The 25,770-nt window shown below is 57.5% G+C and carries 25 protein-coding genes; 14 read left to right on the top strand and 11 right to left on the bottom strand.

Features of this window, described 5'->3' with window-relative positions; all coding sequences use genetic code 11:
* Positions 1-2: 2 nt before the first annotated feature.
* A complete protein-coding gene (locus tag BM320_RS02520) occupies positions 3-578 on the bottom strand; it encodes a YdeI/OmpD-associated family protein (RefSeq protein WP_090196046.1) in 576 nt (191 codons plus the stop codon).
* A 104-nt stretch (positions 579-682) separates the two neighbouring features.
* On the opposite strand from BM320_RS02520, the gene BM320_RS02515 reads away from it, so the two are divergent.
* Both BM320_RS02515 and BM320_RS02510 read left to right on the top strand, forming a co-directional pair.
* On the top strand, positions 683-1,261 hold the full coding sequence (locus BM320_RS02515) for a nitroreductase family protein (protein WP_090196044.1): 579 nt from the start codon (positions 683-685) through the stop codon (positions 1,259-1,261).
* The gene (locus BM320_RS02510; RefSeq protein ID WP_090196041.1) at positions 1,258-1,971 is read left to right on the top strand and encodes an EI24 domain-containing protein; all 714 of its coding nucleotides are present in this window, start codon (positions 1,258-1,260) and stop codon (positions 1,969-1,971) included. The genes BM320_RS02515 and BM320_RS02510 overlap by 4 nt, the downstream gene beginning before the upstream one ends.
* On the opposite strand, the gene BM320_RS02505 is transcribed toward BM320_RS02510, so the two are convergent.
* Together BM320_RS02505 and BM320_RS02500 are read right to left on the bottom strand one after the other, a co-directional pair.
* Positions 1,934-2,221, bottom strand: coding sequence for a DUF1467 family protein (locus tag BM320_RS02505; RefSeq protein ID WP_090196038.1), 288 nt, complete (start codon positions 2,219-2,221; stop codon positions 1,934-1,936). The genes BM320_RS02510 and BM320_RS02505 overlap by 38 nt on opposite strands.
* 75 nt (positions 2,222-2,296) lie before the next feature.
* Complete coding sequence (locus tag BM320_RS02500) at positions 2,297-2,887, bottom strand: TetR/AcrR family transcriptional regulator (protein ID WP_090196035.1); 591 nt, start codon at positions 2,885-2,887, stop codon at positions 2,297-2,299.
* 236 nt (positions 2,888-3,123) lie between these two features.
* On the opposite strand from BM320_RS02500, the gene BM320_RS02495 reads away from it, so the two are divergent.
* On the top strand, positions 3,124-3,858 hold the full coding sequence (locus BM320_RS02495; RefSeq protein WP_165614974.1) for an SDR family NAD(P)-dependent oxidoreductase: 735 nt from the start codon (positions 3,124-3,126) through the stop codon (positions 3,856-3,858).
* On the opposite strand, the gene mce is transcribed toward BM320_RS02495, so the two are convergent.
* Positions 3,855-4,259, bottom strand: a complete 405-nt coding sequence (gene mce / locus BM320_RS02490; RefSeq protein ID WP_090196030.1) for a methylmalonyl-CoA epimerase — start codon at positions 4,257-4,259, stop codon at positions 3,855-3,857. The two genes, BM320_RS02495 and mce, sit on opposite strands and share 4 nt — an antisense overlap.
* Before the next feature lie 129 nt (positions 4,260-4,388).
* Here mce and BM320_RS02485 point away from each other — a divergent pair, with 129 nt between their 5' ends.
* On the top strand, positions 4,389-5,096 hold the full coding sequence (locus tag BM320_RS02485) for a response regulator (RefSeq protein ID WP_090196027.1): 708 nt from the start codon (positions 4,389-4,391) through the stop codon (positions 5,094-5,096).
* A gap of 17 nt (positions 5,097-5,113) precedes the next feature.
* Here the strand turns inward: BM320_RS02485 and aspS are convergent, their stop codons facing one another.
* The gene (aspS, locus tag BM320_RS02480) at positions 5,114-6,967 is read right to left on the bottom strand and encodes an aspartate--tRNA ligase (RefSeq protein ID WP_090196025.1); all 1,854 of its coding nucleotides are present in this window, start codon (positions 6,965-6,967) and stop codon (positions 5,114-5,116) included.
* Positions 6,968-7,220: 253 nt separating this feature from the next.
* On the opposite strand from aspS, the gene carB reads away from it, so the two are divergent.
* Positions 7,221-10,556, top strand: coding sequence for a carbamoyl-phosphate synthase large subunit (gene carB, locus BM320_RS02475; protein ID WP_090196022.1), 3,336 nt, complete (start codon positions 7,221-7,223; stop codon positions 10,554-10,556).
* Between the two features lie 131 nt (positions 10,557-10,687).
* Complete coding sequence (locus tag BM320_RS02470; RefSeq protein ID WP_090196020.1) at positions 10,688-11,806, top strand: beta-ketoacyl-ACP synthase III; 1,119 nt, start codon at positions 10,688-10,690, stop codon at positions 11,804-11,806.
* A 100-nt stretch (positions 11,807-11,906) separates the two neighbouring features.
* Here the strand turns inward: BM320_RS02470 and BM320_RS02465 are convergent, their stop codons facing one another.
* On the bottom strand, positions 11,907-12,362 hold the full coding sequence (locus BM320_RS02465) for a hypothetical protein (RefSeq protein ID WP_090196017.1): 456 nt from the start codon (positions 12,360-12,362) through the stop codon (positions 11,907-11,909).
* Between the two features lie 223 nt (positions 12,363-12,585).
* On the opposite strand from BM320_RS02465, the gene BM320_RS02460 reads away from it, so the two are divergent.
* A complete protein-coding gene (locus BM320_RS02460; RefSeq protein ID WP_090196014.1) occupies positions 12,586-13,176 on the top strand; it encodes a thymidine kinase in 591 nt (196 codons plus the stop codon).
* A 29-nt stretch (positions 13,177-13,205) separates the two neighbouring features.
* Here BM320_RS02460 and BM320_RS02455 read toward each other — a convergent pair whose 3' ends face one another.
* Positions 13,206-14,744, bottom strand: coding sequence for a methyl-accepting chemotaxis protein (locus tag BM320_RS02455; protein WP_090196011.1), 1,539 nt, complete (start codon positions 14,742-14,744; stop codon positions 13,206-13,208).
* An 89-nt stretch (positions 14,745-14,833) separates the two neighbouring features.
* Complete coding sequence (locus tag BM320_RS02450; RefSeq protein WP_090196009.1) at positions 14,834-17,026, bottom strand: primosomal protein N'; 2,193 nt, start codon at positions 17,024-17,026, stop codon at positions 14,834-14,836.
* Positions 17,027-17,110: 84 nt separating this feature from the next.
* Between BM320_RS02450 and fsa the strand changes: the two genes are divergently transcribed.
* From fsa to BM320_RS02415, 7 genes are all read left to right on the top strand, one after another.
* On the top strand, positions 17,111-17,764 hold the full coding sequence (gene fsa, locus BM320_RS02445) for a fructose-6-phosphate aldolase (RefSeq protein WP_090196006.1): 654 nt from the start codon (positions 17,111-17,113) through the stop codon (positions 17,762-17,764).
* A 270-nt stretch (positions 17,765-18,034) separates the two neighbouring features.
* The gene (locus tag BM320_RS02440) at positions 18,035-19,279 is read left to right on the top strand and encodes an APC family permease (RefSeq protein ID WP_090196003.1); all 1,245 of its coding nucleotides are present in this window, start codon (positions 18,035-18,037) and stop codon (positions 19,277-19,279) included.
* Positions 19,280-19,797: 518 nt separating this feature from the next.
* Positions 19,798-20,493: a YoaK family protein gene (locus BM320_RS02435; RefSeq protein ID WP_090195999.1), complete on the top strand. Its 696-nt coding sequence runs from the start codon at positions 19,798-19,800 to the stop codon at positions 20,491-20,493.
* Positions 20,494-20,620: 127 nt separating this feature from the next.
* The gene (locus BM320_RS02430; RefSeq protein ID WP_207496840.1) at positions 20,621-21,316 is read left to right on the top strand and encodes a DUF484 family protein; all 696 of its coding nucleotides are present in this window, start codon (positions 20,621-20,623) and stop codon (positions 21,314-21,316) included.
* Complete coding sequence (locus tag BM320_RS02425) at positions 21,316-22,230, top strand: tyrosine recombinase XerC (protein ID WP_090195993.1); 915 nt, start codon at positions 21,316-21,318, stop codon at positions 22,228-22,230. Before BM320_RS02430 ends, BM320_RS02425 begins: the two co-directional genes overlap by 1 nt.
* Before the next feature lie 43 nt (positions 22,231-22,273).
* Entirely contained in the window at positions 22,274-22,972 is a 699-nt protein-coding gene (locus tag BM320_RS02420; RefSeq protein ID WP_090195992.1) for a CDP-alcohol phosphatidyltransferase family protein, read from the top strand.
* 77 nt (positions 22,973-23,049) lie between these two features.
* Positions 23,050-23,925, top strand: a complete 876-nt coding sequence (locus tag BM320_RS02415; RefSeq protein ID WP_090195989.1) for an eCIS core domain-containing protein — start codon at positions 23,050-23,052, stop codon at positions 23,923-23,925.
* A gap of 1 nt (position 23,926) precedes the next feature.
* Here the strand turns inward: BM320_RS02415 and BM320_RS02410 are convergent, their stop codons facing one another.
* The 3 genes from BM320_RS02410 to BM320_RS02400 are packed head-to-tail and all read right to left on the bottom strand — an operon-like array spanning position 23,927 to position 25,733.
* Positions 23,927-24,385, bottom strand: a complete 459-nt coding sequence (locus BM320_RS02410) for a methylated-DNA--[protein]-cysteine S-methyltransferase (RefSeq protein WP_090195987.1) — start codon at positions 24,383-24,385, stop codon at positions 23,927-23,929.
* Positions 24,386-24,441: 56 nt separating this feature from the next.
* Positions 24,442-25,218, bottom strand: a complete 777-nt coding sequence (locus BM320_RS02405; protein ID WP_090195984.1) for a CPBP family intramembrane glutamic endopeptidase — start codon at positions 25,216-25,218, stop codon at positions 24,442-24,444.
* Positions 25,215-25,733 carry a PadR family transcriptional regulator gene (locus BM320_RS02400; protein ID WP_090195980.1) on the bottom strand — a complete coding sequence of 173 codons (519 nt, stop codon included), beginning with the start codon at positions 25,731-25,733 and terminating at the stop codon, positions 25,215-25,217. Before BM320_RS02400 ends, BM320_RS02405 begins: the two co-directional genes overlap by 4 nt.
* Between the last annotated feature and the right edge of the window lie 37 nt (positions 25,734-25,770).

Genomic DNA, 25,770 nt, shown 5'->3' with positions numbered 1-25,770 from the left:
CGCTAAACCGGCTTTTCGCCCCGCGCCAAGGCTTCCAATATCTTGGCCATACGTGTTTCGCGCGTTTGCGGGCGTTTTGCGGAATGCAACCGGTGGTAAATCGCAAAGATATTGCTGCGGCTTAACGTCTGATAGAACGCCTGCGCGTCGGGGTTATCCGCCAATTCCGCAAGAAAATCAGCCGGAATTTCCATCGTGCCCGACCCTGCATAGGCCTGATCCCAGCGCCCGTCCGCCTTGGCCGCGTCAACCTGTGCCAACCCCGGCGCCTGCATCCGACCCGCCTTCAGCAATGCTTCCACATGATCGCAGTTTTTCTGCGACCAGTTTGATCGCGCGCGGCGCGGGGTAAACCGCTGGTAATAGGACACAGCATCGTTGGATTTCTTGATCCCGTCGATCCAGCCCCAAGCCAGCGCTTCGATCACCGCTTGCTCCCAATCAATCGAGGGGATTTTTGACGCCTTCTTGTAAATCTTGATCCACAGTTCAGGCGCTTGCCCATGATAAACCGACAGCCAGCCACAGAATTCATCGGGTGTCGTGAAACTCTCTACCCTGTCCAGATTGACCTCCACTGCGCTCTCCTTGATTGCCGCTTGCCCAGACTATCAAGCCGCGCACGGGTTGTCAGCGCGCTTGGGCAGTCATATCTGTAGCGCGACCAATTGCAGGACCTGATATGCCCACTTTGAACCAAGCCGCCCTTGATTTCTTGCTGAACCGCCGGTCGTGTCCGGCCAAAACGCTGACCACGCCAGTGCCGGACCGCGCGGCGCTGGAAACGCTGCTGACGGCCGCCGCCCGCACGCCCGATCACGGCAAGCTGGAGCCTTGGCGCTTTATTGTTCTGGAAAAGCCCGCACTTGACCGGCTGGCAGCAAAGGTGGAACAGCGCGGCACCGAATTGGGCATTGATCCCGATAAGATCGCCAAGAACCACGCGCAATTTGCCAATTCAAACCTAGCGGTGGCCGTCGTGTCCGCACCCGTGGTTTCTGACAAAGTGCCCGAAATCGAACAGGTCTATTCTGCAGGCGCGGTATGCTTGGCCTTGGTCAACGCGGGGCTTGCCGCCGGTTGGGGGGCCAATTGGCTGTCCGGTTGGGCCAGCCACGACCGGACATTCATCCGTGACGCATTGGGGCTTGCAGATCACGAAAAAATTGCGGGTTTTATTCACCTTGGGACCGAAACCAATGTGCCACCCGAACGGCCCCGCCCTGATCTGGATGCAATCACAACTTGGGCCAAGGCATGATTTTCACCGCGTTTTTCAAGGCAGTATCGCAACTGCCTGATCCACGGTTCCAATCGGTGCTTTGGCGCGGGATCGGGATCACGATTGCCCTGCTGATCGGCTGTTACGCGGGGCTTTTGGGGTTGATCGACTGGCTCGCCTCTGATCCGATCACCCTGCCCGGCGATGTCGAAATCACATGGTTCGGGGATCTTTTGGGGTTCGGGTCGCTGATCTTGATGCTTTTCTTGTCGGTTTTCCTGATGATCCCCGTCGCATCGGTCATCACGTCGCTATTCTTGGACGAGGTCGCCGATGCCGTCGAGGAAAAACACTTTCCAAACCTGCCGCCAACACCGGCTGTCGGGTTCTTTGAAGGGCTGCACGACACGGTCAATTTCTTTGGGATACTCGTCGCGGCCAATATCCTTGCGTTTGTGCTTTATATGGTGATGCCTTTTGCTGCCGTATTCATCTTTTACGCGATGAACGGCTATCTTTTGGGGCGCGAATATTTCCAGCTTGCCGCGATGCGGCGGATCGGGCGGGCGGGCGCAAAATCGCTGGCCAGGCAGTACCAAGGAACAATCTGGGTCGCTGGGTGCCTGATGGCGCTACCGCTGACGATCCCGCTGGTGAACCTGATCATTCCGATCCTTGGCGCGGCCACATTCACCCATATCTATCATGCGCTTAGTCGGCGTTCAGATCGGGCGTCGCCATCCGGTTGAACCAATCCAGATCGCGCACAGAGATCGCACCCGACAGGATTGTGCCTGCAATCAGCGCCCAGATCGGCACCGCCCAAAGCGTGGTGATGATCGCCTTACGCTTAATCTGCGGGTTTGCGGGCGCCGATGACGGGGTCCCTGGCGTGACAGCGCCCGCCTCGCCTTGGGTTTGCATCCGCAAAGGCAGCACGATGAAGAACACCATCGCCCAGACAACGGCAAATAGAACAATAGCTGACGTGGGGCCCATGGGTAATCCTTTCAATGCTTGTCTTGCTAAATAGGCTGTTCTTGCGATCACGCAAGTAAATCTGCGCAAAATCTTCTAGGCGTGCAGCCCCAAATAGCCGGAAACCGCGCGGTGCAGGCGCGGCGCAATCGCCGTCGGGTCAGTTTCACCTGACATGGCAGCTGTATTGGTAATCGCACGACAGATCGCCACCAGATCCTGCGCCGCGCGTGCGTCGGCATCGGGTGCCACCTCGATGACAACCTGCGCCACAAGCGCAACTAATCTGCGGTCGCGGGCATGATCTTCGACCAGAAGGCCCAATTCGGGCTCAATATACTCGAGCGCGAGCGCCAAGCGCGGGCGTGTATACTGATGTGCCAAGGTCGCATCAATCAGCGCATCAATCGTGGATTTCGGCCCAAGACCGCGTGCAATGATATCCTCAAATCCGGCGAGTAACGCAGCCTTTTCGCGGCGCAGCACTGCGGCGATCACCGCCTCTTTATTGGGGTAATATTGGTACAATGTGCCGATGCTGACACCCGCCAGTTCGGCGACATGGTTTGTGGTCAATCGCGCTCCGCCTTGTGTCTCAAGAAGACGAGCAGCCGCCTCGACAATTGCCGCCATCGTTGCCTTGGCGCGGCCCTGCTGCGCTGATTTTCTTGGTTGATGCGATGTCATGGCAACAGCCCCTGAATGCGAGTTGAGAACCTGAGCATTTACTCACATCTTTGCGCAACCAACAAGCGTCAAAGGATACAGCATGAAATTCACCGCCTTTTTACATCTCCCTGCCCGCCCCGATCGGCTTGCTGTGGATCGCCAAGCACGACGCGACACGTCAGGTTTTACAGAACCCGCGTTCAAATTTCTGGGCATTATACCCACCTGCGAAAACGGGTATGAGGGCTTTGAAAATGCAGCGTGAACTATCGGGCAAAACCATCGTGGTCACCGGCGCGACGCGCGGTATTGGCCGGGCGTTAGCCGGGCAGCTTGTCGCAAAAGGTGCAGATGTTATCGGCGTTGCGCGCGACCAATCCGCGCTTGTCGCGATGGCGGCAAAGTTGGGGCCCGCATTCACGTCCTTGCGCTGCGATCTTGCCGATCCCTCAGACCGGCATGCGCTATGCGAAGCACTCCCAAAGCAAATTGACGGGCTTATCAATAACGCCGCGATACAGATCGAACAGGACTATTTCACCGATCCCGCGCCGCGCGACCCTAGCTCTATTGAAATTGCGCTAAATGTCACCGCAGCTATTGCGCTGACGACACGTCTTTTAGTGCGGCTGCGTCAGGCACCGGCCCCGTTTGTGGTGAATATGACGTCGGGCGTGGCTATTTCTCCCAAAGAACGCGCACCTGTCTACAGCGCGACCAAGGCAGCACTTTCCAGCTTTACGACCGGGTTCCGCTATCAGGCGCAAACCCATTGTCCGCAGATGACCGTCGCCGAAGTGATCCTGCCGATGGTCGACACCGATATGACCGCAGGGCGCGGCAGCGGCAAGATCAGCCCAGATCAGGCTGCTGCACAAATCATCGCAGGCATCATAGGCGGCAAGCACCGGATCTGGGTCGGCAAAGCACGGCTTTTGCCGCTACTCAACCGCATCGCACCAAGGCTTGTCGCAAGAATGCTGCGCTAGACCTCTTCAAGTTCGATCAGGCAGCCTTGGAAATCCTTGGGATGCAGAAAAAGGACGGGTTTGCCGTGGGCGCCGATTTTCGGCTCTCCACTGCCCAAGACGCGCGCGCCTTCGGTGACAAGATGATCGCGGGCCGCAATGATATTTTCCACCTCGTAACACATGTGGTGAATACCTCCGGCAGGATTTTTGTCCAAAAACCCCTGAATCGGGGATGCATCGCCCAACGGGTATAGAAATTCGATCTTTGTATTGGGCAGGGTCACAAAAACCACTGTCACCCCGTGGTCGGGTTCATCTTGTGGCGCGCCGACGTCGGCGCCAAGCATTGTCCGGTATTGCGCGCTGGCAGCTTCAAGATCCGGAACAGCGATTGCGACATGGTTCAGGCGACCGATCATTTCATATTCTCCTCGTTTTGCGAAATATCGCGAAACCCGAAAGCAAGCGCAATGCGTTTTCGTGCATTAACCACCTATTCACCTTGTGCTGCGTTCAATGGTCGCGCCACTGCCAAGGAGAGAATCGCCATGGATGATTTTATGCTCGCCCAATCACCGACAGCAGATCGCCCGCTTTTGGGGGTTACCGCGCTTGTTGTCGAAGACAGCCTTTTCGCTTGCGAAGCCTTGCGCCTGCTTTGCCACCGTTCGGGTGCGCGATTGCGCCGCGCCGATAGCATCGCCCATGCGCGCAGGCATCTGGGCATTTACCGGCCTTGCGTGATTTTGGTTGATGTGGGGCTGCCGGATGGTTCCGGGCTTGAACTGATTGCAATGCTGGCGGCAGCTTCGCCGCGCATTCAGGTGATTTTGGGCATCAGCGGCGACGCGAATGCCGAAACCGCCGTCATGACGGCGGGCGCGGACGGGTTTATCGCCAAACCCATCGCCAATCTGGCCGCGTTTCAGGAATCGATCCTGCGCCATCTGCCCGCGAATCGGCAACCGCCCGGACCGCGCATTGTCAGCGACGAAATGGTGAATCCTGATCTGGTCGCCTACCGTGACGATCTGCATCATATCTCGCAGATCCTGAACCGGCCGCAGGGCCACACCAGAATCGGCTATGTGACGCAGCTTCTGGACGGGATCGCGCGCAGCGCACATGATGATGCATTGGGCAAGGCCGCAAAAACGCTTGCATCGCTGCATTTGACGGGCAGCGACACAACACCTTGCATGACCGCCCTTTCCGATTTGGTCGAAAAACGCATTGCCGCGGGGGGGCCGCTTTAGCCGCCCCCGCTATTTTCCTAGCTTTCCACCGGAATGGTCCGCAGGTGCAATTCGCGCAGCTGTTCATTCAGCGGCTCTGACGGTGCTGCCATCATCAGATCTTCGGCGCGCTGGTTCATCGGGAACATGATCACTTCACGGATGTTGGACGCATCCGCGAGCAACATCACAATCCGGTCGATACCCGCAGCACAGCCACCGTGGGGCGGCGCGCCGTATTGGAACGCGTTGACCATACCGCCGAAACGCTTGTTCACCTCGTCCTCGCCGTAGCCGGCAATCTCGAACGCTTTGAACATGATTTCAGGGCGGTGGTTCCGGATCGCGCCGGAAACCAGTTCATAGCCGTTGCAGGCCAGATCATATTGGAAACCAAGCACCTTTAACGGGTCACCTTGCAGCGCCTCCATCCCGCCTTGCGGCATGGAGAACGGGTTGTGTTCAAAGTCGATCTTGCCGGTTTCTTCGTCCTGCTCATAAATCGGGAAATCCACGATCCAAGCAAAAGCAAAGCGGTTCTTATCGGTCAGGCCCAGCTCTTCGCCAATCACGTTACGGGCCTTTCCGGCGACACCTTCAAACGCCTTCGGCTTCCCGCCCAAGAAAAACGCCGCATCGCCTAGGCCGAGCCCCAGTTGCAAACGGATCGCTTCGGTGCGTTCAGGACCGATGTTTTTGGCAAGCGGGCCAGCCGCTTCCATGCCGCCTTCGACTTCGCCGGATTTCAGCTTGGCTTGGGCTTCTTTCACGGTGATACCCAGTTCCTGCGCCACCGCATCCGCAGTTTTTTCGCGCCAGAAGATATAGCCCATGCCAGGCAGACCTTCTTTTTGGGCAAACACGTTCATCCGGTCGCAGAATTTGCGTGACCCACCGGTCGGCGCTGGAATCGCGCGCACTTCGGTGCCTTCTTGTTCCAGCAATTTTGCAAAAATCGCAAAACCGGAACCGGCAAAATGGTCAGACACAACCTGCATCTTGATCGGGTTACGCAGGTCGGGCTTGTCAGAGCCATACCAAAGCGCGGCGTCACGATAAGAAATCTGCTCCCACGTCTGGTCAACTTTGCGGCCTTTGCCGAATTCTTCGAAAATGCCGGTGATCACGGGCTGGATCGTGTCGAACACGTCCTGCTGTTCAACAAACGACATTTCCAGATCAAGCTGGTAAAAATCAGTCGGCGAACGGTCAGCGCGCGGGTCTTCATCGCGGAAACAGGGCGCGATCTGGAAATATTTGTCATAGCCCGACACCATAATCAGCTGTTTGAACTGCTGGGGCGCCTGCGGCAGTGCGTAGAATTTTCCGGGGTGCAAACGTGATGGCACAAGGAAATCGCGCGCACCTTCGGGGCTGGACGCGGTGATAATCGGTGTCTGGTATTCGCGGAAACCGCTGTCCCACATGCGGCGGCGCATGGACGCCACAACGTCGGAACGCAGCTTCATGTTGTCTTGCATCGCTTCGCGGCGCAGATCCAGATAGCGGTACTTCAGGCGGGTTTCTTCGGGGTATTCCTGATCGCCGAAAACCATCAGCGGCAGTTCTTTCGACGCGCCTAGAACTTCGATACCGCGAATGAACACTTCGACCTCGCCCGTGGGCAATTTCGCGTTCACCAGTTCAGGGTCACGCGCCTTCACTTCGCCGTCGATGCGGATACACCATTCGGACCGGACCTTTTCAACGTCGGCAAAAGCGGCGGAATCAGGATCACAAAGCACCTGCGTAATCCCGTAATGGTCGCGCAGGTCGATGAACAAAATGCCGCCGTGATCGCGTACCCGATTGACCCATCCGGACAGACGGACGGTTTCGCCAACATTGGCGGCGGTCAGATCGGCACAGGTGTGGCTGCGGTAAGCGTGCATAATGTCATGTCCCCATGGGTTCAAAGGTTGTTGCGCCGATACACAAGGTTGCAGCCCCGATGTCAAGGATGGACACCAATTTGGCCATCAATTGGCCCCATCACGCCATGCGCGTGAAAGAATCCTGCCGGTTTTGCGGCCACACGGAAAATTCCGCCCGTTTGTGACACCCCGCACCTTTCTACAAAGGCCCTTGCGCCTTGGGCGCTGTTGTCTATAACCCACGAAAATTTACCTTCCGAAGGGGCCTGCCATGCCAAAGCGTACTGACATCAAGTCGATCATGATCATCGGTGCAGGGCCTATTATTATCGGACAGGCCTGCGAATTCGACTATTCAGGCGCCCAAGCCTGCAAGGCCCTGCGCGAAGAAGGGTATCGCGTGATCCTCGTCAACTCCAACCCTGCGACGATCATGACCGATCCGGGGCTGGCCGACGCCACCTATATCGAACCGATCACCCCCGAAGTTGTTGCCAAGATCATCGAAAAAGAACGCCCCGATGCGTTGCTGCCAACGATGGGCGGACAGACGGGGTTGAACACCTCGCTGGCGCTGGCCGACATGGGTGTGTTGGAAAAATTCGGCGTCGAAATGATCGGCGCGAAACGCGAAGCCATTGAAATGGCCGAAGATCGTAAACTCTTCCGCGAGGCGATGGACCGTCTGGGTATCGAAAACCCCAAGGCCACAATCATTACCGCGCCCAAAAAAGAAGACGGCAAATACGACATCAAGGCGGGCCTGCAACTGGCCATTGACGCGATTGAGTATGTCGGCCTGCCCGCAATCATCCGCCCTGCCTTCACGCTTGGCGGAACCGGCGGCGGCGTGGCCTATAACCGCGCCGAATACGAACATTATTGCCGCACAGGCATGGAAGCGTCCCCGATGGCGCAAATCCTAGTCGATGAATCGCTGCTTGGCTGGAAAGAATTCGAGATGGAAGTCGTGCGCGACAAGGCAGACAATGCCATCATCGTCTGCGCGATCGAAAACGTCGACCCGATGGGCGTGCACACAGGCGACAGTATCACCGTTGCCCCTGCCCTGACCCTGACGGACAAAGAATACCAGGTCATGCGGACCCATTCGATCAACGTCTTGCGCGAAATCGGCGTCGAAACCGGCGGATCAAACGTGCAATGGGCAGTGAACCCTGAAGACGGGCGCATGGTCGTCATTGAGATGAACCCGCGCGTGTCGCGCTCATCCGCGCTGGCCTCCAAGGCCACAGGTTTCCCGATTGCCAAAATCGCGGCAAAACTGGCGGTTGGCTATACGTTGGACGAATTGGACAACGACATCACCGGCGTGACACCTGCATCGTTCGAGCCGACAATCGACTATGTCGTCACCAAAATCCCGCGCTTTGCCTTTGAAAAATTCGCAGGCTCCGAACCCAATCTGACTACCGCGATGAAATCCGTGGGCGAGGCAATGGCCATTGGCCGGACCTTCCACGAGAGCATGCAAAAAGCACTGGCATCCATGGAAACGGGCCTGACCGGTTTTGATGACATCACCATCCCCGGCGCACCCGATGCCGCCGCAATCACCAAGGCGCTTGCCAAACAAACACCTGACCGCATCCGCGTCATCGCCCAAGCCATGCGCCATGGCCTGTCCGATGAAGACATCCACGCCGTGACCAAATTCGATCCGTGGTTCCTTGCGCGTATCCGCGAAATCATCGAAGCCGAGGCCGAGATCATCGCAAACGGCCTGCCCGTCACCGAAGACGGATTGCGCCGCGTCAAAATGATGGGCTTTACCGATGCCCGTCTGGCCAAGCTAACGGGCCGCGACGAAGACAATGTGCGCCGCGCACGCCAGAACCTTGGCGTCAACGCCGTGTTCAAACGGATCGATACATGCGCCGCCGAATTCGAGACGCAAACGCCCTATATGTATTCGACCTATGAAAGCCCCGTCATGGGCGAAGTGGAATGCGAAGCACGGCCATCGGACCGCAAGAAAGTCGTCATTCTTGGCGGTGGCCCCAACCGGATCGGGCAGGGAATCGAATTCGATTATTGTTGCTGCCATGCCTGCTATGCGCTGACCGATCAGGGCTATGAAACAATCATGATCAACTGCAACCCCGAAACCGTGTCGACCGATTATGACACTTCGGACCGGTTGTATTTTGAACCGCTGACGTTTGAACATGTGATGGAAATCCTGCGGGTCGAACAAGAAAACGGCACTTTGCACGGCGTCATCGTGCAGTTCGGCGGGCAGACGCCGCTGAAACTTGCCAATGCGCTCAATGATGCGGGCATTCCGATCCTTGGCACCACGCCTGACAGCATTGATCTTGCCGAAGACCGCGAACGTTTCCAGCAGCTTGTGCAGAAACTGGGGCTGAAACAGCCGCATAACGGTATCGCCTCCACCGACGCCGAGGCGCTCGACATCGCCGAAGGTATCGGCTTCCCGCTGGTCATTCGCCCGTCATTCGTTCTGGGTGGCCGCGCGATGGAAATCGTGCGCGATATGGACCAGCTGCGCCGCTATATTTCAGATGCGGTTGTGGTTTCCGGCGACAGCCCCGTGCTGCTCGACAGCTACCTGTCTGGCGCGGTCGAAGTTGACGTGGATTGCCTGTCTGACGGCAAGAACACCCATGTTGCGGGCATCATGCAACACATCGAAGAAGCCGGCGTGCATTCGGGCGATAGCGCCTGCTCATTACCGCCCTATTCGCTGTCTGACGCAATGATCGCCGAAATCCGCAGCCAGACCGAAAAACTGGCGCTGGCGCTGAACGTGGTCGGACTGATGAACATCCAGTTCGCGGTCAAAGACGAAGAAGTCTACCTGATCGAGGTAAACCCGCGTGCGTCCCGCACCGTGCCATTTGTGGCCAAGGCAACCGATTCAGCCATCGCATCCATCGCCGCACGGCTGATGGCAGGCGAGCCGCTGACAAACTTCCCGCTGCGCGCCCCCTACCCCAAGGCCGAAGACCCGATGGACGTGCTGCCGCTGGGCGACGCATTTACCCTCGCCGACCCGAACACACCGTGGTTCAGCGTCAAAGAAGCAGTGCTGCCCTTTGCCCGCTTCCCTGGCGTCGATACGATCCTCGGGCCCGAAATGCGCTCCACCGGCGAAGTCATGGGCTGGGCGCGGTCGTTTCCGCGTGCATTCCTCAAGGCGCAGATGGGCGCAGGCACCAACCTGCCAACCGAAGGCACCGTGTTCTTGTCGATCAAGGATATGGACAAGACTGCGCAAATGATCGAAGCCGCCCAAATCCTGACCGGTCTAGGGCTGACAATCGCGGCAACACGCGGCACTGCCAAATGGCTGACTGAAAACAACGTGGCCTGCGAAAACGTGAACAAAGTCTATGAAGGCGGGCTAACGATCGTTGACCGGCTCAAGGACGGGCATATCGCGCTGGTCATGAACACCACCGAAGGCGCGCAAGCCGTTGAAGACAGCCGCGAAATCCGCGCGGTCGCGCTTTACGACAAAATCCCCTATTTCACCACTGCCGCCGCGTCCCATGCTGCGGCGCTGGCCATGCGCGCCCGCGCTGAGGGCGAAATCGGGGTGCGCAGCCTTCAAGGCGCCTAAGATAATGGCCGCGTCCGGCAATGCCGGGCGCGCCCAAAGCACTGCAAAATGCCCTTAGGTCACAATCGCACCGCTGTGGACATTTGCGCGCGCCCTACCCTAGGATAACCCACCACAAAGCGGGGGTTGCTATGTATCGTGTCGCCATCACGGGAACCGGGCTTTTCACGCCCTCCCAGATTATCACAAACGACGAACTTGTCGCGGCCTTCAACGCCCATGCCGACCTGTGGAACGCGCAGCATGCAGATGCTATTGCGGCGGGCACAATGGACGCCAAGCCGCATTCAAGCTCCGAATTTATCGTGGCGGCTTCGGGGATCGAAAACCGCTATGTGCTTGACAAGACAGGGCCGCTTGACCCCGCACGGCTGTTCCCGCGCCTGCCGCAACGCCCCGATGACGCGCCCGGCTATATGGCCGAAATCGGTCTGGACGCCGCGCAAAAGGCGCTTGCCGCTGCGGGGCGCACCGCCGCTGATGTCGATCTGGTGATCTGCGCGGCGTCCAACATGGAACGCGCCTATCCCGCTGTCGGCGTCGAAATCCAACAGCTTTTGGGGGCGGGCGGCTTTGCTTTTGACATGAACGTCGCCTGTTCCAGCGCGACATTCGGCATCCAGACCGCCGCCGATATGATCCGCGCCGGATCAATCCGGTCCGCGATTGTGGTGAACCCCGAGATTTGCAGCGCGCATCTCGAATGGCGCGACCGCGATTGCCATTTCATCTTTGGCGATGTCGCCACCGCGACATATCTGGAACGCGACGAAGACCTGACACGACCGCATTTCAAGGTGCTATCTACCCGCTGCGCCACGCAGTTCAGCAATAATATCCGTAATAACAACGGCTTCTTGCGCCGCACCCATGACGCGATGGACGACCGCCGCGACATGCAATTCATGCAAAACGGGCGTAAAGTGTTCAAGGAAGTCTTGCCACTGGTCAGCAATCACATCGCGGACCACCTGAATGACGCAGCCATTGATGCCGGCGATTTGCGCCGCCTTTGGCTGCACCAAGCCAATAAATCCATGAATGATTACATCGGCAAACGTGTGCTGGGCCGCGCGCCAACCGCCGATGAACAGCCAAACGTGTTGCAAGACTACGCCAACACATCCTCGGCCGGGTCGATCATCGCCTTTACCAAATATTCAGACGATCTTGCCCCCGGCGACAAAGGGCTGATCTGCTCGTTCGGGGCGGGCTATTCCGTTGGCTCTGTGATCGTTGAACGTGGTTAATAAGCGGGGTCCACTATGAATAAACCTGTCTTATTGATCGCGTTGCTCGCTTTGGCTGCATGCGGCGGTGTTCCGATTGTGCCGCTGATCTGATCGCGCATTACGCGCCACCTCCAGCGGCCTCTTTCTCAAGGTTCAGCTTCATTTCTATCAATACCTGCTGTAACGCGCTGGTTTCGCGCAGCATCCGTTTTGCCTCATTGATACTGATCGTCCCGTCGGCGATTGACGCGGTATATTCGGCCATCAGCAGTGCAAAGCGTTGGCTCAGCTTGATGACATCATGGTTAACGCTGCCATCCGCATTCGGGCGGTCGGCATGATACGAAAGCCCCATTCCGCGCAACTCTGCCAATGCCGATGTGACATGCGGATAGCGCGCGGCGGCTTCGAGCAATGCAATCGTATCCGCGGGCATAAACCGGTCGGCATGTTCCGGCGCATCCGAATAGTAGCGCCCCAGCGTCGCCTTTGATTTGCCCGCCAGTTCGGCCGCGCGGGCAACCCCGACATCCTTGACCAGACTTTCGGTATGCCGTTTCAGATATCCGCTCATGCTGCTGCTCCTTGTGGCGGCCCGTCAAATAGGGGGAAAATTGCGCTGCATTTCCCATTCCCTGACGTCCGCAATGCTGTCATCATCCGGTTATTCCGTGTGTTGGGATGATTTACCAGTATTGCTGCCGACGGGCACCATATGTTTCGGATCGCGATCCCACCCTCTTTTGGTACTGCGGCGGCACTTGCATCCGTGACGGCGCCAGCGGTAAGAGTGCGTTATGGCTAAGCTCTATTTTAATTACTCGACCATGAACGCGGGCAAATCGACGGTGCTTTTGCAAGCGTCGCACAATTACATTGAACGCGGCATGCAGACCTACCGGATGATTGCGCAGCTCGACAATCGTGCGGGCGCCGGACGAATCGGAAGCCGGATCGGCATCGGTGCCGACGCCGACACATTTGCGCCCTCCGAAGATTTGTTCCAGAAAATCAAGACCCGTCTGGAGGCCAGCCCTTGTGCGTGTATTTTCATCGACGAGGCTCAGTTTCTCGAGACCGAACAGGTTTGGCAACTGGCGCGTGCGGTTGATGATCTTGGCGTGCCGATCATGACATACGGGTTGCGCGTGGATTTTCTGGGCAAGCTGTTTCCGGGCTCCGCCGCCCTTTTGGCATTGGCGGACGAAATGCGCGAAGTACGCACAATCTGCCACTGCGGGAAAAAAGCGACCATGGTCGTGCGCAAGGATGCGGCGGGCAACGTGTTGAAAGATGGCGACCAGATCGTCATTGGCGGCAATGACCGTTATGTGTCATTGTGCCGCCGCCACTGGCGCGAGGAAATGGGCGAAATCACGCAAGCCTAGGCCGAAAATCGGTGCCACCCAAGTGTTGCCTAGCTGGCCATCCGGTCAAGCGTCGGCGCCCCGAAACGGAACCCCGATAGCGCGCCTGAAAGCCCCGTTGCGCCCTGCGCCAACTGATGCCCCATCGCGGTCATTTCTTCGCACATCGCCGCGTTATGCTGCGTTGCGCGGTCAAGCGTTTGCACCGCGTCGTTCAGTTCGTGCACGACGCCAGCCTGGCTGTCGACGGATGTCGTGATATCGCCGATCATCGTGCTCGCGCGTGAGACCTGTTCCACGATACCGGCAAGCGCCTCACCCGCTGCATTAACCAGCGCCGAGCCGTTTTCAACCTCTTGCGAGCTTTTGAAGATAAGCTGTTTCACGCCTTGTGCGGCTTCGGATGTCCGCTGCGCCAATGCGCGCACTTCGGATGCGACAACGGCAAATCCGCGCCCCGTTTCACCGGCGCGCGCGGCCTCGACACCTGCGTTGAGCGCAAGCAGGTTCGTCTGGAAGGAAATATCTTCGATCAAGCTGATAATATTGGAAATTTCCGATGAAGATTGTTCAATGCGCAGCATCGCATCGACCGCGCTTTTTACGATTTCACCATTTTTGGCAGCGCTGTCGCGTGCCTGCGATGCGGTCAGGTTCGCCTGCTTTGCCCCATCGGCGGTTTCGCGCAGGGTCTTGGTCAGTTGTTGCAGGCTTTCGGCGGTCCGTGACAGGGTGCCCGATTGCACCTCTGTACGTTGCGCCAGATCATCTGCGGCCCCCGACAATTCGCGTGCGCTGACATTATATTCGTCCGATGTTTCCGTGGCGGTCAGCAGCACCTCGCGCAGGCTGTAAACCAGTTCATTGAAATGAAACCGCAAATCTTCGAATTGTTCGGGCAGTTCATCATCAATGGTTTGCGACAGGTCTTGTTCCGACAATGTCTTGAGCCGCGTATTCAAAAGCTGCACCACAGATGTCGCGGCGCGGCGTTCCTGGGTTGCCTTCTGTTCGGCCAATTCGCTGGCACGTTGTGATTCGTGCATCGCATCACGTTGCAATATCAACGTGTTATCCATTGCCTGGCGTTGCATTATCGACATGGTCAAAATGACAGTCTCCATAATCACAACGCCCGCATGTATCATTGTGCGCGCGATGAACCCTTCGGTCATATCGGGATAGACCAATGCAGGCATTGTCAGGGCCATGACCAGATGATGCACCGCGATAAACGCGGCCGAACCCAGCAACACCTTGATATCATACATCACCGCGATCACCGCGAGCACAGCGAAATACATCATATGGCTGTCGATCTGCCAAGGATGCCCTTTGAATGCGACCGTGAAAGCCATGTTCAAAAGCAGCAGCACAAACGCAAGCATCGCCTTTGCCGATCCGGGCATAAAGTACAAGGTCGCAATCGCTGCAGCGGCAACCGCGACCGAAAACAGGCCCAGCCCGACCGCAGGATTGCCGATCACCAGCGCGGTGATCGTCGGCAATGGCGTCAGCACAGCCAAAGACCAGAGCGCAAGCCGGACACCGCTTTGATCTTTGGGATGCTGGGACAAATCATCGTGCATGGGGTCACCTAATCTAATTAATATCGGCACCAACCGCGTGGCGTTCGCCAGTATATGGACCGATAGTTTTTAAGATTAGGTGAACCGCGCTAGTAAAAACTTTGCGGGTCGATATCGATCGACAGGCGCAAATCCTTGGGCAGCCGGAATTGCCCCGCCCATTGCGCAAGCGCCCTTTGCAGCGGTGCGGATTTTTCGGCCTTGACCAATAGCCGCACACGGTGCCGCCCCCGCACCCGCGCAATCGGGGCAGGCGCAGGCCCGAATACCTGCGCGCCGATCCGGCGCAGCGGGTCATCACGCCGCGCCATTTCCGACCCGAAATCAAAGACCTCCTGCACATTTGGACTGCTCAGGATGATCCCTGCCATGCGCCCGTAAGGCGGCACGCCCGCCGCTTTGCGCTCGGCGGCCTCGGCGGCCCAGAACGCCTCTTCGTCGCCCGATAGAATAGACCGGATCACCCCATGTTCGGGCTGATAAGTCTGCAACATCGCTTCGCCCGGCGTGTCGGCGCGCCCCGCCCTGCCCGCAACCTGCCGCATCAATTGGAACGTGCGTTCAGCGGCGCGCAAATCCGAACCTTGCAGGCCCAAATCCGCATCAATCACGCCCACAAGCGTCAGTTTCGGAAAATTATGCCCTTTGGCGACCAGCTGCGTCCCGATGATAATATCGGTGCCGCCTTCGGCGATTTCTTCGATATGCGCCTTCATAGCGCGCGCTGATCCATATAAATCGGACGACAGCACAGCGACTTTTGCGTCCGGAAACAGCGCGGTAACCTCCTCGCCCATGCGTTCAACACCGGGGCCGACGGCGCTCAGCCGGTCTTCGGCCTCGCAATGCGGGCATTGGGTGGGCATTGGTTTTGTCTCGCCGCATTGGTGGCACATCAACCGTTTAAGAAACCTATGTTCGACCATGCGCGCATCGCAATGGTCACAGGCAATCTGGTGCCCGCAGGCGCGGCAAATCGTGATCGGCGCATAGCCACGGCGGTTCAGAAAAACCAGCGATTGTTCGCCTTTTTCCAGACGTGCAGCAATGGCCGCGCGCAGCGTCGGCGACACCCATTTTCCACCCGGGACATCCTCTGCCCGCATATCAATCGCGGACATTTTCGGCATCACCGCCGCGCCAAACCGTGATTTCAACTCCAGCCGACGGTATTTGCCCGCATCCGCATTCGCCCAGCTTTCTAGGCTGGGCGTAGCCGAAGCCAGCACCACCTGCGCCCCGTTGATCGCAGCACGCAGCACCGTCATATCGCGGGCGTTATACAGCACGCCCTCTTCTTGTTTATAAGATGTGTCATGTTCTTCATCGACCACAACCAGCCCTAGGTTCTGGAACGGCAAGAACAGCGCAGACCGCGCGCCAACAACCAGCTGCGCATCGCCTTGGCCAACCATACGCCAGCAGCGGCGGCGTTCGGTCATGGTCACGCCCGAATGCCATTCGGCGGGCTTCATGCCAAACCGCGCCTCGACCCTGTTGATAAACTCCCCCGAGAGCGCGATTTCCGGCAGCAACACAAGCGCTTGCCGTCCCATCCGTAGACATTCTGCGACGGCCTCAAGATAGACTTCTGTCTTGCCTGAACCGGTGACACCCTTGAGCAATGTCGTGCCGTATTTATCGGTCCGCAGCGCCGCGCGCAGCGTTTCTGCGCCAGCGGCCTGATCCGCGCTAAGTTCCTTACCGCCGTAATCGGGGTCTAATTTCGGATAGGGCGTGTCGCGCGGGGCTTCTTCTTCACGGATCGCGCCATGTTTGACCAATCCTTTGACCACAGAGGTGCCAACCCCTGCCATTTCAGCCAGCTCTTTCAACGTAAACGACAGCCCGCCATAATCGCGCAGCACGCCCAGCACCTTTTCGCGCGCATCGGTCATACGGTCCGGCACACCATCTGCCAGCCGGTAAACCTTGCGCATCGAAGGCGCATCACCAAGACCCGGCGCACGGGTCGCAAGGCGCAGCATCGCATGCAAGGGGGTCAGCGTGTATTCGGCGGCGCGGGTCAGGAACACGCGCATTTCATCACGCATGGGCGCCACATCCAAAACCCGGATCACCGACCGGATCTTGCTGCGGTCATAGTCGCCCTGCCCAGCACCCCAAACAACGCCCAGCACCTTACGCGGGCCAAGCGGCACCTCAACAAATGCGCCCAGATGGCAACCGCCTTCGGGGGCTTTATAGTCCAGCAGACGGTCAAGCGGTTGCGCAGTCAATACGCCCACCAAATCGCCCTCGTGGAAATAGCTATCGGTCATACTCACCTTTTGCGGGTTCACGGCTTGCCTGACATCAGGTAAACGCTGTCGTAACAAACACCAACCCAGACGCGGAGTGAACCCATGAAGTTTTTCGTAGATACAGCCGAGATCGACCAGATCAAAGAATTGAATGACCTAGGCATGGTCGACGGGGTCACGACAAACCCGTCGCTAATCGCCAAATCGGGCCGTGATATCCTCGAAGTGACCAAAGAAATCTGTGACCTCGTTGACGGTCCGGTTTCTGCAGAAGTTGTCGCTCTCGACGCCGAGGGCATGATCGCCGAAGGCCGCAAGCTCGCAAAAATCGCCGACAACATTGCAGTGAAAGTGCCGCTGACATGGGCAGGCCTGCAAGCCTGTAAAACGCTCACCGACGAAGGCACCATGGTCAATGTGACCCTGTGCTTCTCAGCGAACCAAGCACTTTTGGCCGCCAAAGCGGGTGCCACATTCATCAGCCCCTTCATCGGCCGTCTGGATGACATCAACATCGACGGGCTTGACCTGATCGAAGACATCCGCACGATCTATGACAACTACGGCTTTGAAACCCAAATCCTTGCCGCATCGATCCGCTCTGCCAACCACATGTCAGATTGCGCCAAAATCGGCGCCGACGTCGCCACCGCACCACCCGCGGTGATCAAAGCCATGGCCAACCACGTACTGACCGACAAAGGTCTGGCAGGGTTCATGGCCGACATCGAAAAAGCAGGTATCAAGATCCTTTAAGTAACTATCGCCGCCAAGTTGCCTGCGGGTGGCTTGGCGGCAATTGCCCCGCTGAAAGCGGGCGACAATAGACAGTTTCGGTCGAACGCGGATGTCCGATATGTGGGCTCTGCAGACTTTCACCGCCCGCGCACCAATGTCTGCCATGCTGTTCCTTAGTGCATTGTCAAAAAATTTATCGAATGGTCAGCGCGCGCAGATCCCGTCTTTGATCTTCGCCTCTTTCATTCTAATTTATCAAGCAACGCTACCTCCCGCAAAGGCAGGTCCATGGTCGAGAATCCTACCCCGTTTGTACCGCACAAATTACCTCCAAAAACGTCACTTCATCGATCGTTGACCCTCCCGCTTCTCACGCTCTACGGGTTGGGGGTTACTGTTGGCGCCGGAATTTACGTCCTTATTGGTGTCACTGCGGCGCAAGCAGGCCCATTTGCTTGGGTCGCGTTTCTGCTCGCGGCAATTGTTGTCGGGTTTACAGCTTTCTCCTATGCTGAGCTCGCGACACGCTATCCGGTCAGCGCCGGTGAGTCTGCGTATGTAGACGCGGGCTTTGGCCGCGCGGATCTGGCAACTGCAGTGGGTATTCTCGTTGCGACCTCGGGGTTGATTTCGGCATCCGCCATCACGGTAGGCGCCTCCGGCTACTTGGGCAGCCTGACGGGCGTACATTCGTCCGCCCTTATCTTGGGAATCGTGACGACGATGGGATTGCTGGCATGGTGGGGGATAACCCAATCAGTTATGGTTGCAGGCATCATCACTGTCATCGAAATTCTAGGCCTGATTTTTGTGATTGGCTGGAGCGTCGCCATGACCGAGAGATTGGGCGCCACTCCGACAGAGATCATACCACCTATATGGGGCGGCCACTGGACGGGTATTATCAGTGCGACGGTACTCGCTTTTTTTGCGTTTATCGGTTTCGAAGACATGGTGAATGTTGCGGAAGAAGTCGAAAATCCACGGCAAACCATTCCGAAAGCGATCATCTACACGCTTGCAATTGCGACCATTCTCTACTTGGCTACCTGTATCGCTGTGACCATGGCCGTCCCGATGCAGGCGCTGGCGGGGTCGTCCGCGCCATTGACCCTCGTCTTTATTGATGCGCCCGATGCAGTGCAGATCAGCTTCGCCGCTATCGCGGTCGTGGCGACGGTGAATGGGGTGTTGATCCAGATGATCATGGTGTCGCGCGTCATATATGGCATGGCCGATCGAGGTCGCTTGCCCGCCTGTTTCGCGCGACTATCGGCCAAAACGCATACGCCATCTGTCGCCACCGCATTTGTCGCAGTCTGTATCCTCGGGCTCAGTCTATTCCTACCAATTGCACGCCTTTCAGAATGGACGTCTCAAATCGTTCTTTGCGTGTTCGTATGTGTCAATTTGGCTCTAGTTGCCATCAAGCGCCGTGCCGAACCTGCGGATGATCATTTTTCGATACCGCTGCTGGTGCCGGTTTGCGGGGCAATCCTCAGCGGCATCTTGTTGGTAACGTCGGTGATCTAACACTGCGAGATGCCGCATGGCGGAGATACAATAAACTGGGCTCCAAGCCGTCATCGGAGCCAAACACATTGCCCCGTCAACATGTACCCCCCGTACCTCCAGCATTCGTGCCATCCACCTTTGGCCCTAGAGCGCCCCGTTAACTCAGCCATTCCCAGCCAGATGCCCGACGTTTTGCCGACCTTATGCCGACGCATCGCCGACCGCGCATTTCCCTGTAAAATAAAGCTTTAACCGATGATTCGGGCCGCACTCCAGAAACTCACCGCGCGGTGGTCAGACCAGCCCCTTAAGTGAAACCCAAAAGTCACCCTTTGACGCCCCACAAAAATAATTGCGGAACGGTGCGCGGCAAACTGCTACAATCCTGACAAAACAAAAGAGCAGTTAGATGAGCACACTTCGAATGAATGGCTATACCCACGAGACGACCATCACGCGCAATGGTCGGTGATAGTATTGTTGACCTGCTCAGCGCACCCTATCGTTTCAAAGAACATAAATGAAAAGGCACTATAATGCTGATCCGCGTTGGCGATGACCGCACATCGCATATTGATCTTGTTTTGGCTGGTTTGCTGTCTTCAATTGCCGGGGCGCTAAATGCGGTTGGCTTCCTGATTGCCGGATCGTTTACGGCGAACATGACCGGCAATATTTCAGCACTCGCGGACCACGTCGCCAACGGTGCGTTTATGATCGCGCTTTCCTTTGGAGGATTGGTTATCGCCTTTATTTGCGGGGCTACTCTCGCGGCGATCACAATCCAAGCGGGTGAAAGACACGGCGTTCGTACCATTTATGCGCTGGCAATCACCGCCGAGGCATTTATCGTGTTGGCCTTGGGCATTGCGCTTGCACGTTCTGCAGGAAATACGCATGAGACCCTTTTTGTCATCGCGCTCAGCTTTGTGATGGGGCTTCAGAACGCCGTCACCACAATGATATCGCGCGCACGGGTACGCACGACACATGTGTCAGGCATGGCAACCGACATCGGCATCGAAATGGCCGCCTTGTTCGGGGGGCAAAAAATGAAGCAAGACGCACTCCCCAAGCTTAAACTACACAGTTTGACGCTCATTTGCTTTACCTTGGGCGGTGTATGCGGCGCGCTGATCTTTGGTTTTGTCGGGTTTTGGTTATTTGTAATTGCTGCATGTATGTTGTTGTTCATGAGCTTACCCGAAGTATTGCGCGCGCGTAGGGGTTAGTTGCACGGCAGTAATACGTGAAAAACGGGTGAATCCCAAAAGCCACCCCTTTCACGCTCCGCAAAAATAATTGCAGAACCGCGCGCGCCAACCTGCTACAGTCTTGAAAAACCAATAGAGCAGTCTGATGAGTACACCCGAGATGGATGAACAAACCCGCGAAAAAATCATCGCAAATCCGAACCTTTTGCTGGAAGATCATGACGTTATGCGCGCGCTTGTCGGCGGCAATGACGACAATATGGGCGGCAATATCGTGGACCTGCGCGGCATCGCGATGGAACGGCTCGAGGCGCGGTTCGACCGCCTAGAAGACACACACCGCAACGTGATCGCCGCCGCCTATGACAATCTGGCGGGTACCAATCAGGTGCACCGCGCGATCCTGCGGATGATGGATGCGCAGACCTTTACGACCTTTCTCGAAGATCTGGCGGGCGATGTTGCCAATACCCTGCGCGTCGATGCGATCCGGCTGGTTCTCGAAAGCGCAAACCCCGAAACCGATGGCGATATGGGCCCCGCTGTGGCCGTCGTCCCCGAAGGGTTTATCGACGATTACATCACCCTTGGCCGCAACATGCCCGTGCGCCAGATCACCCTGCGCAAATTCGATGTTGCGGGCGCCAGCCTTTATGGCGAACGCGCGGGCTATATCCAGTCAGAGGCCTGCCTCAAGCTTGACCTTGGCAAGGGCAACCGGCCTGGAATGCTGATCATGGGTTCCGAAGACCCGCAACAGTTCACCGCGCAGCAAGGCACTGATTTGCTGACGTTTTTTACAGGCGTCTTTGAACGGGTCATGCAGCGCTGGTTGGGCTGATGATCTCGGCGGCGCTGACAGATACGCTGGCAAAATGGCTCGACCACAAGCGGGCCTTGTCCGGCGCGGCCGACAATACGCTCAAGGCCTATCAGACGGATGTGCTGGGTTTTTTGGCCTTTATGACGCAGCATCATGGCGGCGGGCTGGGGCTTGCGCCGATAGCTGCGATCACTACCCGCGATATGCGGTCATGGATGGCCCATGAACGCGGGCGCGGTGTTGGCGCGCGGTCGCTGGCGCGGTCATTGTCGGCGGTGAAATCATTCTACCGCTGGCTGTCCGAGCGCGAAGAATTTGAACCCACAGCCGTCCTGTCCACCCGCGCGCCGAAATTCCAGAAAAAACTACCGCGCCCGCTGGCCGAAGATGCCGCTGCCGCGATGCTTGACACGATTGGCAACCAAGCCCGCGAACCTTGGGTTGCAGCGCGCGATACGGCGGTGATCACGCTGCTTTATGGTTGCGGCTTACGGATATCAGAGGCGCTCGGCCTGACCGGCGCAGACGCGCCCCTGCCTGCCGTGTTGCGGATCATGGGCAAGGGCGGCAAGGAACGGATCGTGCCCGTGCTGGATGTCGCGCGCGCTGCGGTCGACGCCTATGTCGCGCAATGCCCCTATCCGCTTGAGCCAGCAGGACCACTGTTTCGCGCGGTGCGCAGCGGGCCGCTCTCGCCGCGCGCGATCCAGAAAGTCATGGCGCAAACGCGGATGCTATTGGGCCTGCCTGCAACCGCCACGCCGCACGCGCTGCGCCATTCATTTGCGACGCATCTGCTGTCCGCGGGGGGCGATTTGCGCACCATTCAAGAACTTCTCGGGCATGCGTCGCTATCGACAACCCAAGCCTATACAGCCGTCGATTCCGCGCGTCTGATGGAAGTCTACGACAAGGCCCATCCCAAAGCATGACTAACCGATTGCCCATCCCGCCATTATCGACCATATCGGTTTCATGAATATCCGCACCAAAGCCCTTAGCGTCCATTTTCTTACCGCCACAGGCGCCGTTTTCGCGATGCTGGCGATGCTGGCCGCGGTGGACGAAAAGTGGAACATGATGTTCCTCTGGCTTGTGGTTGCGTTTTTTGTCGATGGAATCGACGGGCCATTGGCGCGCCGCTATGACGTGAAAACCAATGCGCCGGTGTTCGACGGGGTCCTGCTGGATCTGATAATTGATTACCTGACCTATGTCTTTGTGCCTGCCTATGCGCTGTTCAAATCAGGGCTGCTTCCGGGCTGGACTGGTTGGTTTGCTATCATCATCATCACTTTTGCCTCTGCGATGTATTTTTCTGATACGCGCATGAAAACAAAAGACAATTCATTTTCCGGCTTTCCGGGATGCTGGAACATGCTGGTGCTTGTGATTTTTGCGCTGGCCCCAAGTTTCTGGGTTTCGTTACTGCTTGTGGCAAGCCTTGCGGTTGCAATGTTCCTACCGTTAAAATTCGTGCATCCGGTGCGGACAGTGCGTTGGCGCGTGTTGACTTTGCCGATGGCACTTGCTTGGACCGGATTTGCAGGCTGGGCCGCATGGGTTGATTTCCACCCCGAAAGTGCCGCGCATTGGGGGCTGATCGTCAGCTCTGTTTACTTGCTTTTGGCGGGTGTTGCGCAGCAGGTTTTTCCGGCAAAATCAGCGGGCTGATTTACCCTTAGGGAAATATTATCTTTCGTGTTATAGTTGTCTTATTCTTATACGACATCTCGGATTGAGAGATACTTATGAAAACGCAAAAGTCATTTGTGCCCGCCCATCGTGCGCGCCGTAATACACGCCAACCAAACGGCCCGTTGCAATCCGCAGCAGATGCTCGCACAGGCGCAGGGCCGCTTGCCGCGCTCCAACGCATGGCCGATGCCCAAGGCCCTGCACAGCGCATGCAAGACGAAGAAATGCAGGGCAAATTCATTCAACGCGCAGAGGCCCCAAATGCCAATCGCACCGGATTGCCTGACAACCTGAAGTCAGGGATCGAAAACCTGTCCGGCATGTCGATGGACCACGTCCGCGTCCACCGCAACTCCGACAAACCTGCCACAGTTCAGGCGCACGCCTATGCGCAAGGCAGTGATATCCACCTTGGCCCCGGTCAGGAAAAACACCTCCCCCACGAGGCATGGCATGTGGTGCAACAGGCGCAAGGCCGCGTAACAGCAACAACGCAGTTGAAGGGTGTTGCTTTAAATGATGACGCCGGACTAGAGCATGAGGCCGACGTGATGGGCGCAAAGGCAGTGCAGATGGTTGCCGTTGCGGCCAGATCCGGCTCCCAGCCGGTTTCCGGCAGTGGACACAATGCTGCTGTTGCCCAGCTTGTCTTGATCGAAAACACCGCAGAAAACCGCCAGCGCGAAGCACAATTAACTGCCCAATATCACAATGCCGAGGATAATGCGCGGGCCACGCTGCTGGAAAATGGCGGAAACTGGACTGCCGATATTTTGCAGCGCGCCATCAACTTTTGGCAAAACGCGGCTGACCTGCGGACGCAAGCAGGCGCGATGCATGTTGAACAGGATGCGGGTCATCTACAGGCGATCCGTTTTTGTGAAAATCGGGTCAATATGCTCAGCGGACTTCTTGCGCGGCGCAGGTAAGCTAAATCAACAGCCCGGCTGCCCCTTCCAATCGCAGCAACGCCACCTTTGCATCCACGCCGCCTGCGCCGGAATAGCCGCCAAGGCCCTGCGCCCCTAGCACCCGATGGCACGGGATCAGGATGGGAATGGGGTTTGCGCCGCAGGCTTGGCCGATGGCCTGCGCTGAGACGTTCAACTGTTTTGCCAAATCGCCATAGCTGCGCGTTTCACCGTAAGGAATTGCGCAAAGTGCGGCGTAGAAAATTTTCTGAAAGGGCGTTCCGCGGGGCGCGAGCGGCATAGAAAATGCGGTCAGATCGCCAGCAAAATATGCTGCCAATTCGGCGCGCGTCAGGTCAAAAAGCGCGCCTTGGGTCAACGTCCCCGCCCGCCCCCAGACCAAACCGGTTATGGCGCCATTTTCGGCATCAGCGCCCAGCGGACCCACAGGTGATGTTGCACAAATTAGCGCGCTCATATCGGGTGCACCTGGGCTGTGGTCCCTATTTTATATGGGTTTTCATGCATTTACGCCTAACGCTTCCTCCCGCGCCAGACAAAACCGGCCACGGCGACCAAAATGAGCATCGACAATATCGCATCCGGACGCGGCGATATCCATAGTTCACTGTGGCTGATTATCATACCGTCGACAACCAGCGGCCACATGATCGCATTAGCGCCCCCATGCGCGATCACGGCGGGCCAGACGGAATTGCTGCGCTTGCGCGACACGCCGTACCAAACCGCCATCGCAAGCGTCTCTGTCAGGTAGATCGGGATGAACAATAAAACCGGAATATCAGCCATTTGGCCAAATGTCGCAAGATAGGGGATATGCCAAAGCGTCCAGATCACGCCGACCAAAAGGTGCCGCCTCAGATCGGGCACGCCCAGCGTTTCAAGCTGCGGCTCGAGATAACCGCGCCAACCGAATTCTTCGCACACCGCGTAGAACATCGTGACCGGTAGCATCGCTAGAATTGCAGGGAAATAGCGCGGTAAAAACCCGTCTGTAAACGACAGCGCCCCCAATTGCGCGCCCATTAGCAGCGACACCAGAACCAGCGCTGGAAACACCAAAAGCGCGAGCGCGTAATCAAATCCGTTGCCGCGCAAATTTAGTCGCAGGCCTGCTGTTTTCCACCCCTCACGGCCAATGACCCGTAGGCCCACAGCCGTCAAAAGAGGGCTTAGGATAAACATAAGCCCCCCGATATCATGCCCTTGTGCCACCAGCAGGCAGCCCAAAATGGACAGCCCATAGGTGCCGCCGACAAAAATCGCGATACCGCGCCAATGTGGCGTCATGGCAATGCCTCCAGTGTTTCATCGATCCAAATGATTTCCGCCTCGACATGGCGCAGCCCGTTGATAAGCGTGGCGCGCCGCAGCACGGCGCTGATGTCGCCGCCTTTGGGCAGGCTTGCCGCGATGGCCTGAAAGGTATCGCGGAGCGCATGGGCCTCTGCCCGCCGCGCCTGAAGCTGCGCGCGCACATCTGCTGCGCCGATCCGCCCGCCAAAGAACATTTTTAGTAAAAAAGGTTCGCGCGTCTCTTCAACAGGCGCGATCGCGCGCAGCCATGCATCAAGTTCGGCCAGCCCCGCCTGCGTCGCAAAATGCAGCTTGCGTTGGCGGCTATCGCCCTCAACTGCCTGCACTGCGACCAGCCCGTCCGCGATCAAACGTGTCAATGTCCGGTAAACCTGCGCCTGATCCGCAGGCCAGAAGTGCTGCACAGAGGCATCCATCGCCTTGCGCAGATCATACCCGCTAAAGGGTTTGACCGATAAGAATCCAAGAATGGCAAAGCGGAGTGACATAGGGGATTAATATAGGACTAATCATATATGACAAGTC

The organism is Yoonia tamlensis (assembly GCF_900115105.1).
Classification (GTDB): domain Bacteria; phylum Pseudomonadota; class Alphaproteobacteria; order Rhodobacterales; family Rhodobacteraceae; genus Yoonia; species Yoonia tamlensis.
This window is presented reverse-complemented; position numbering and strand designations above follow the sequence as displayed.

Coding starts and splice junctions, on each gene's coding strand:
- BM320_RS02515 (WP_090196044.1), top strand. CDS start 683: ATGCCCACTTTGAACCAAGCCGCCCTTGATTTCTTGCTGAACCGCCGG.
- BM320_RS02510 (WP_090196041.1), top strand. CDS start 1,258: ATGATTTTCACCGCGTTTTTCAAGGCAGTATCGCAACTGCCTGATCCA.
- BM320_RS02505 (WP_090196038.1), bottom strand. CDS start 2,221: ATGGGCCCCACGTCAGCTATTGTTCTATTTGCCGTTGTCTGGGCGATG.
- BM320_RS02500 (WP_090196035.1), bottom strand. CDS start 2,887: ATGACATCGCATCAACCAAGAAAATCAGCGCAGCAGGGCCGCGCCAAG.
- BM320_RS02495 (WP_165614974.1), top strand. CDS start 3,124: ATGCAGCGTGAACTATCGGGCAAAACCATCGTGGTCACCGGCGCGACG.
- mce (WP_090196030.1), bottom strand. CDS start 4,259: ATGATCGGTCGCCTGAACCATGTCGCAATCGCTGTTCCGGATCTTGAA.
- BM320_RS02485 (WP_090196027.1), top strand. CDS start 4,389: ATGGATGATTTTATGCTCGCCCAATCACCGACAGCAGATCGCCCGCTT.
- aspS (WP_090196025.1), bottom strand. CDS start 6,967: ATGCACGCTTACCGCAGCCACACCTGTGCCGATCTGACCGCCGCCAAT.
- carB (WP_090196022.1), top strand. CDS start 7,221: ATGCCAAAGCGTACTGACATCAAGTCGATCATGATCATCGGTGCAGGG.
- BM320_RS02470 (WP_090196020.1), top strand. CDS start 10,688: ATGTATCGTGTCGCCATCACGGGAACCGGGCTTTTCACGCCCTCCCAG.
- BM320_RS02465 (WP_090196017.1), bottom strand. CDS start 12,362: ATGAGCGGATATCTGAAACGGCATACCGAAAGTCTGGTCAAGGATGTC.
- BM320_RS02460 (WP_090196014.1), top strand. CDS start 12,586: ATGGCTAAGCTCTATTTTAATTACTCGACCATGAACGCGGGCAAATCG.
- BM320_RS02455 (WP_090196011.1), bottom strand. CDS start 14,744: ATGCACGATGATTTGTCCCAGCATCCCAAAGATCAAAGCGGTGTCCGG.
- BM320_RS02450 (WP_090196009.1), bottom strand. CDS start 17,026: ATGACCGATAGCTATTTCCACGAGGGCGATTTGGTGGGCGTATTGACT.
- fsa (WP_090196006.1), top strand. CDS start 17,111: ATGAAGTTTTTCGTAGATACAGCCGAGATCGACCAGATCAAAGAATTG.
- BM320_RS02440 (WP_090196003.1), top strand. CDS start 18,035: ATGGTCGAGAATCCTACCCCGTTTGTACCGCACAAATTACCTCCAAAA.
- BM320_RS02435 (WP_090195999.1), top strand. CDS start 19,798: ATGCTGATCCGCGTTGGCGATGACCGCACATCGCATATTGATCTTGTT.
- BM320_RS02430 (WP_207496840.1), top strand. CDS start 20,621: ATGAGTACACCCGAGATGGATGAACAAACCCGCGAAAAAATCATCGCA.
- BM320_RS02425 (WP_090195993.1), top strand. CDS start 21,316: ATGATCTCGGCGGCGCTGACAGATACGCTGGCAAAATGGCTCGACCAC.
- BM320_RS02420 (WP_090195992.1), top strand. CDS start 22,274: ATGAATATCCGCACCAAAGCCCTTAGCGTCCATTTTCTTACCGCCACA.
- BM320_RS02415 (WP_090195989.1), top strand. CDS start 23,050: ATGAAAACGCAAAAGTCATTTGTGCCCGCCCATCGTGCGCGCCGTAAT.
- BM320_RS02410 (WP_090195987.1), bottom strand. CDS start 24,385: ATGAGCGCGCTAATTTGTGCAACATCACCTGTGGGTCCGCTGGGCGCT.
- BM320_RS02405 (WP_090195984.1), bottom strand. CDS start 25,218: ATGACGCCACATTGGCGCGGTATCGCGATTTTTGTCGGCGGCACCTAT.
- BM320_RS02400 (WP_090195980.1), bottom strand. CDS start 25,733: ATGTCACTCCGCTTTGCCATTCTTGGATTCTTATCGGTCAAACCCTTT.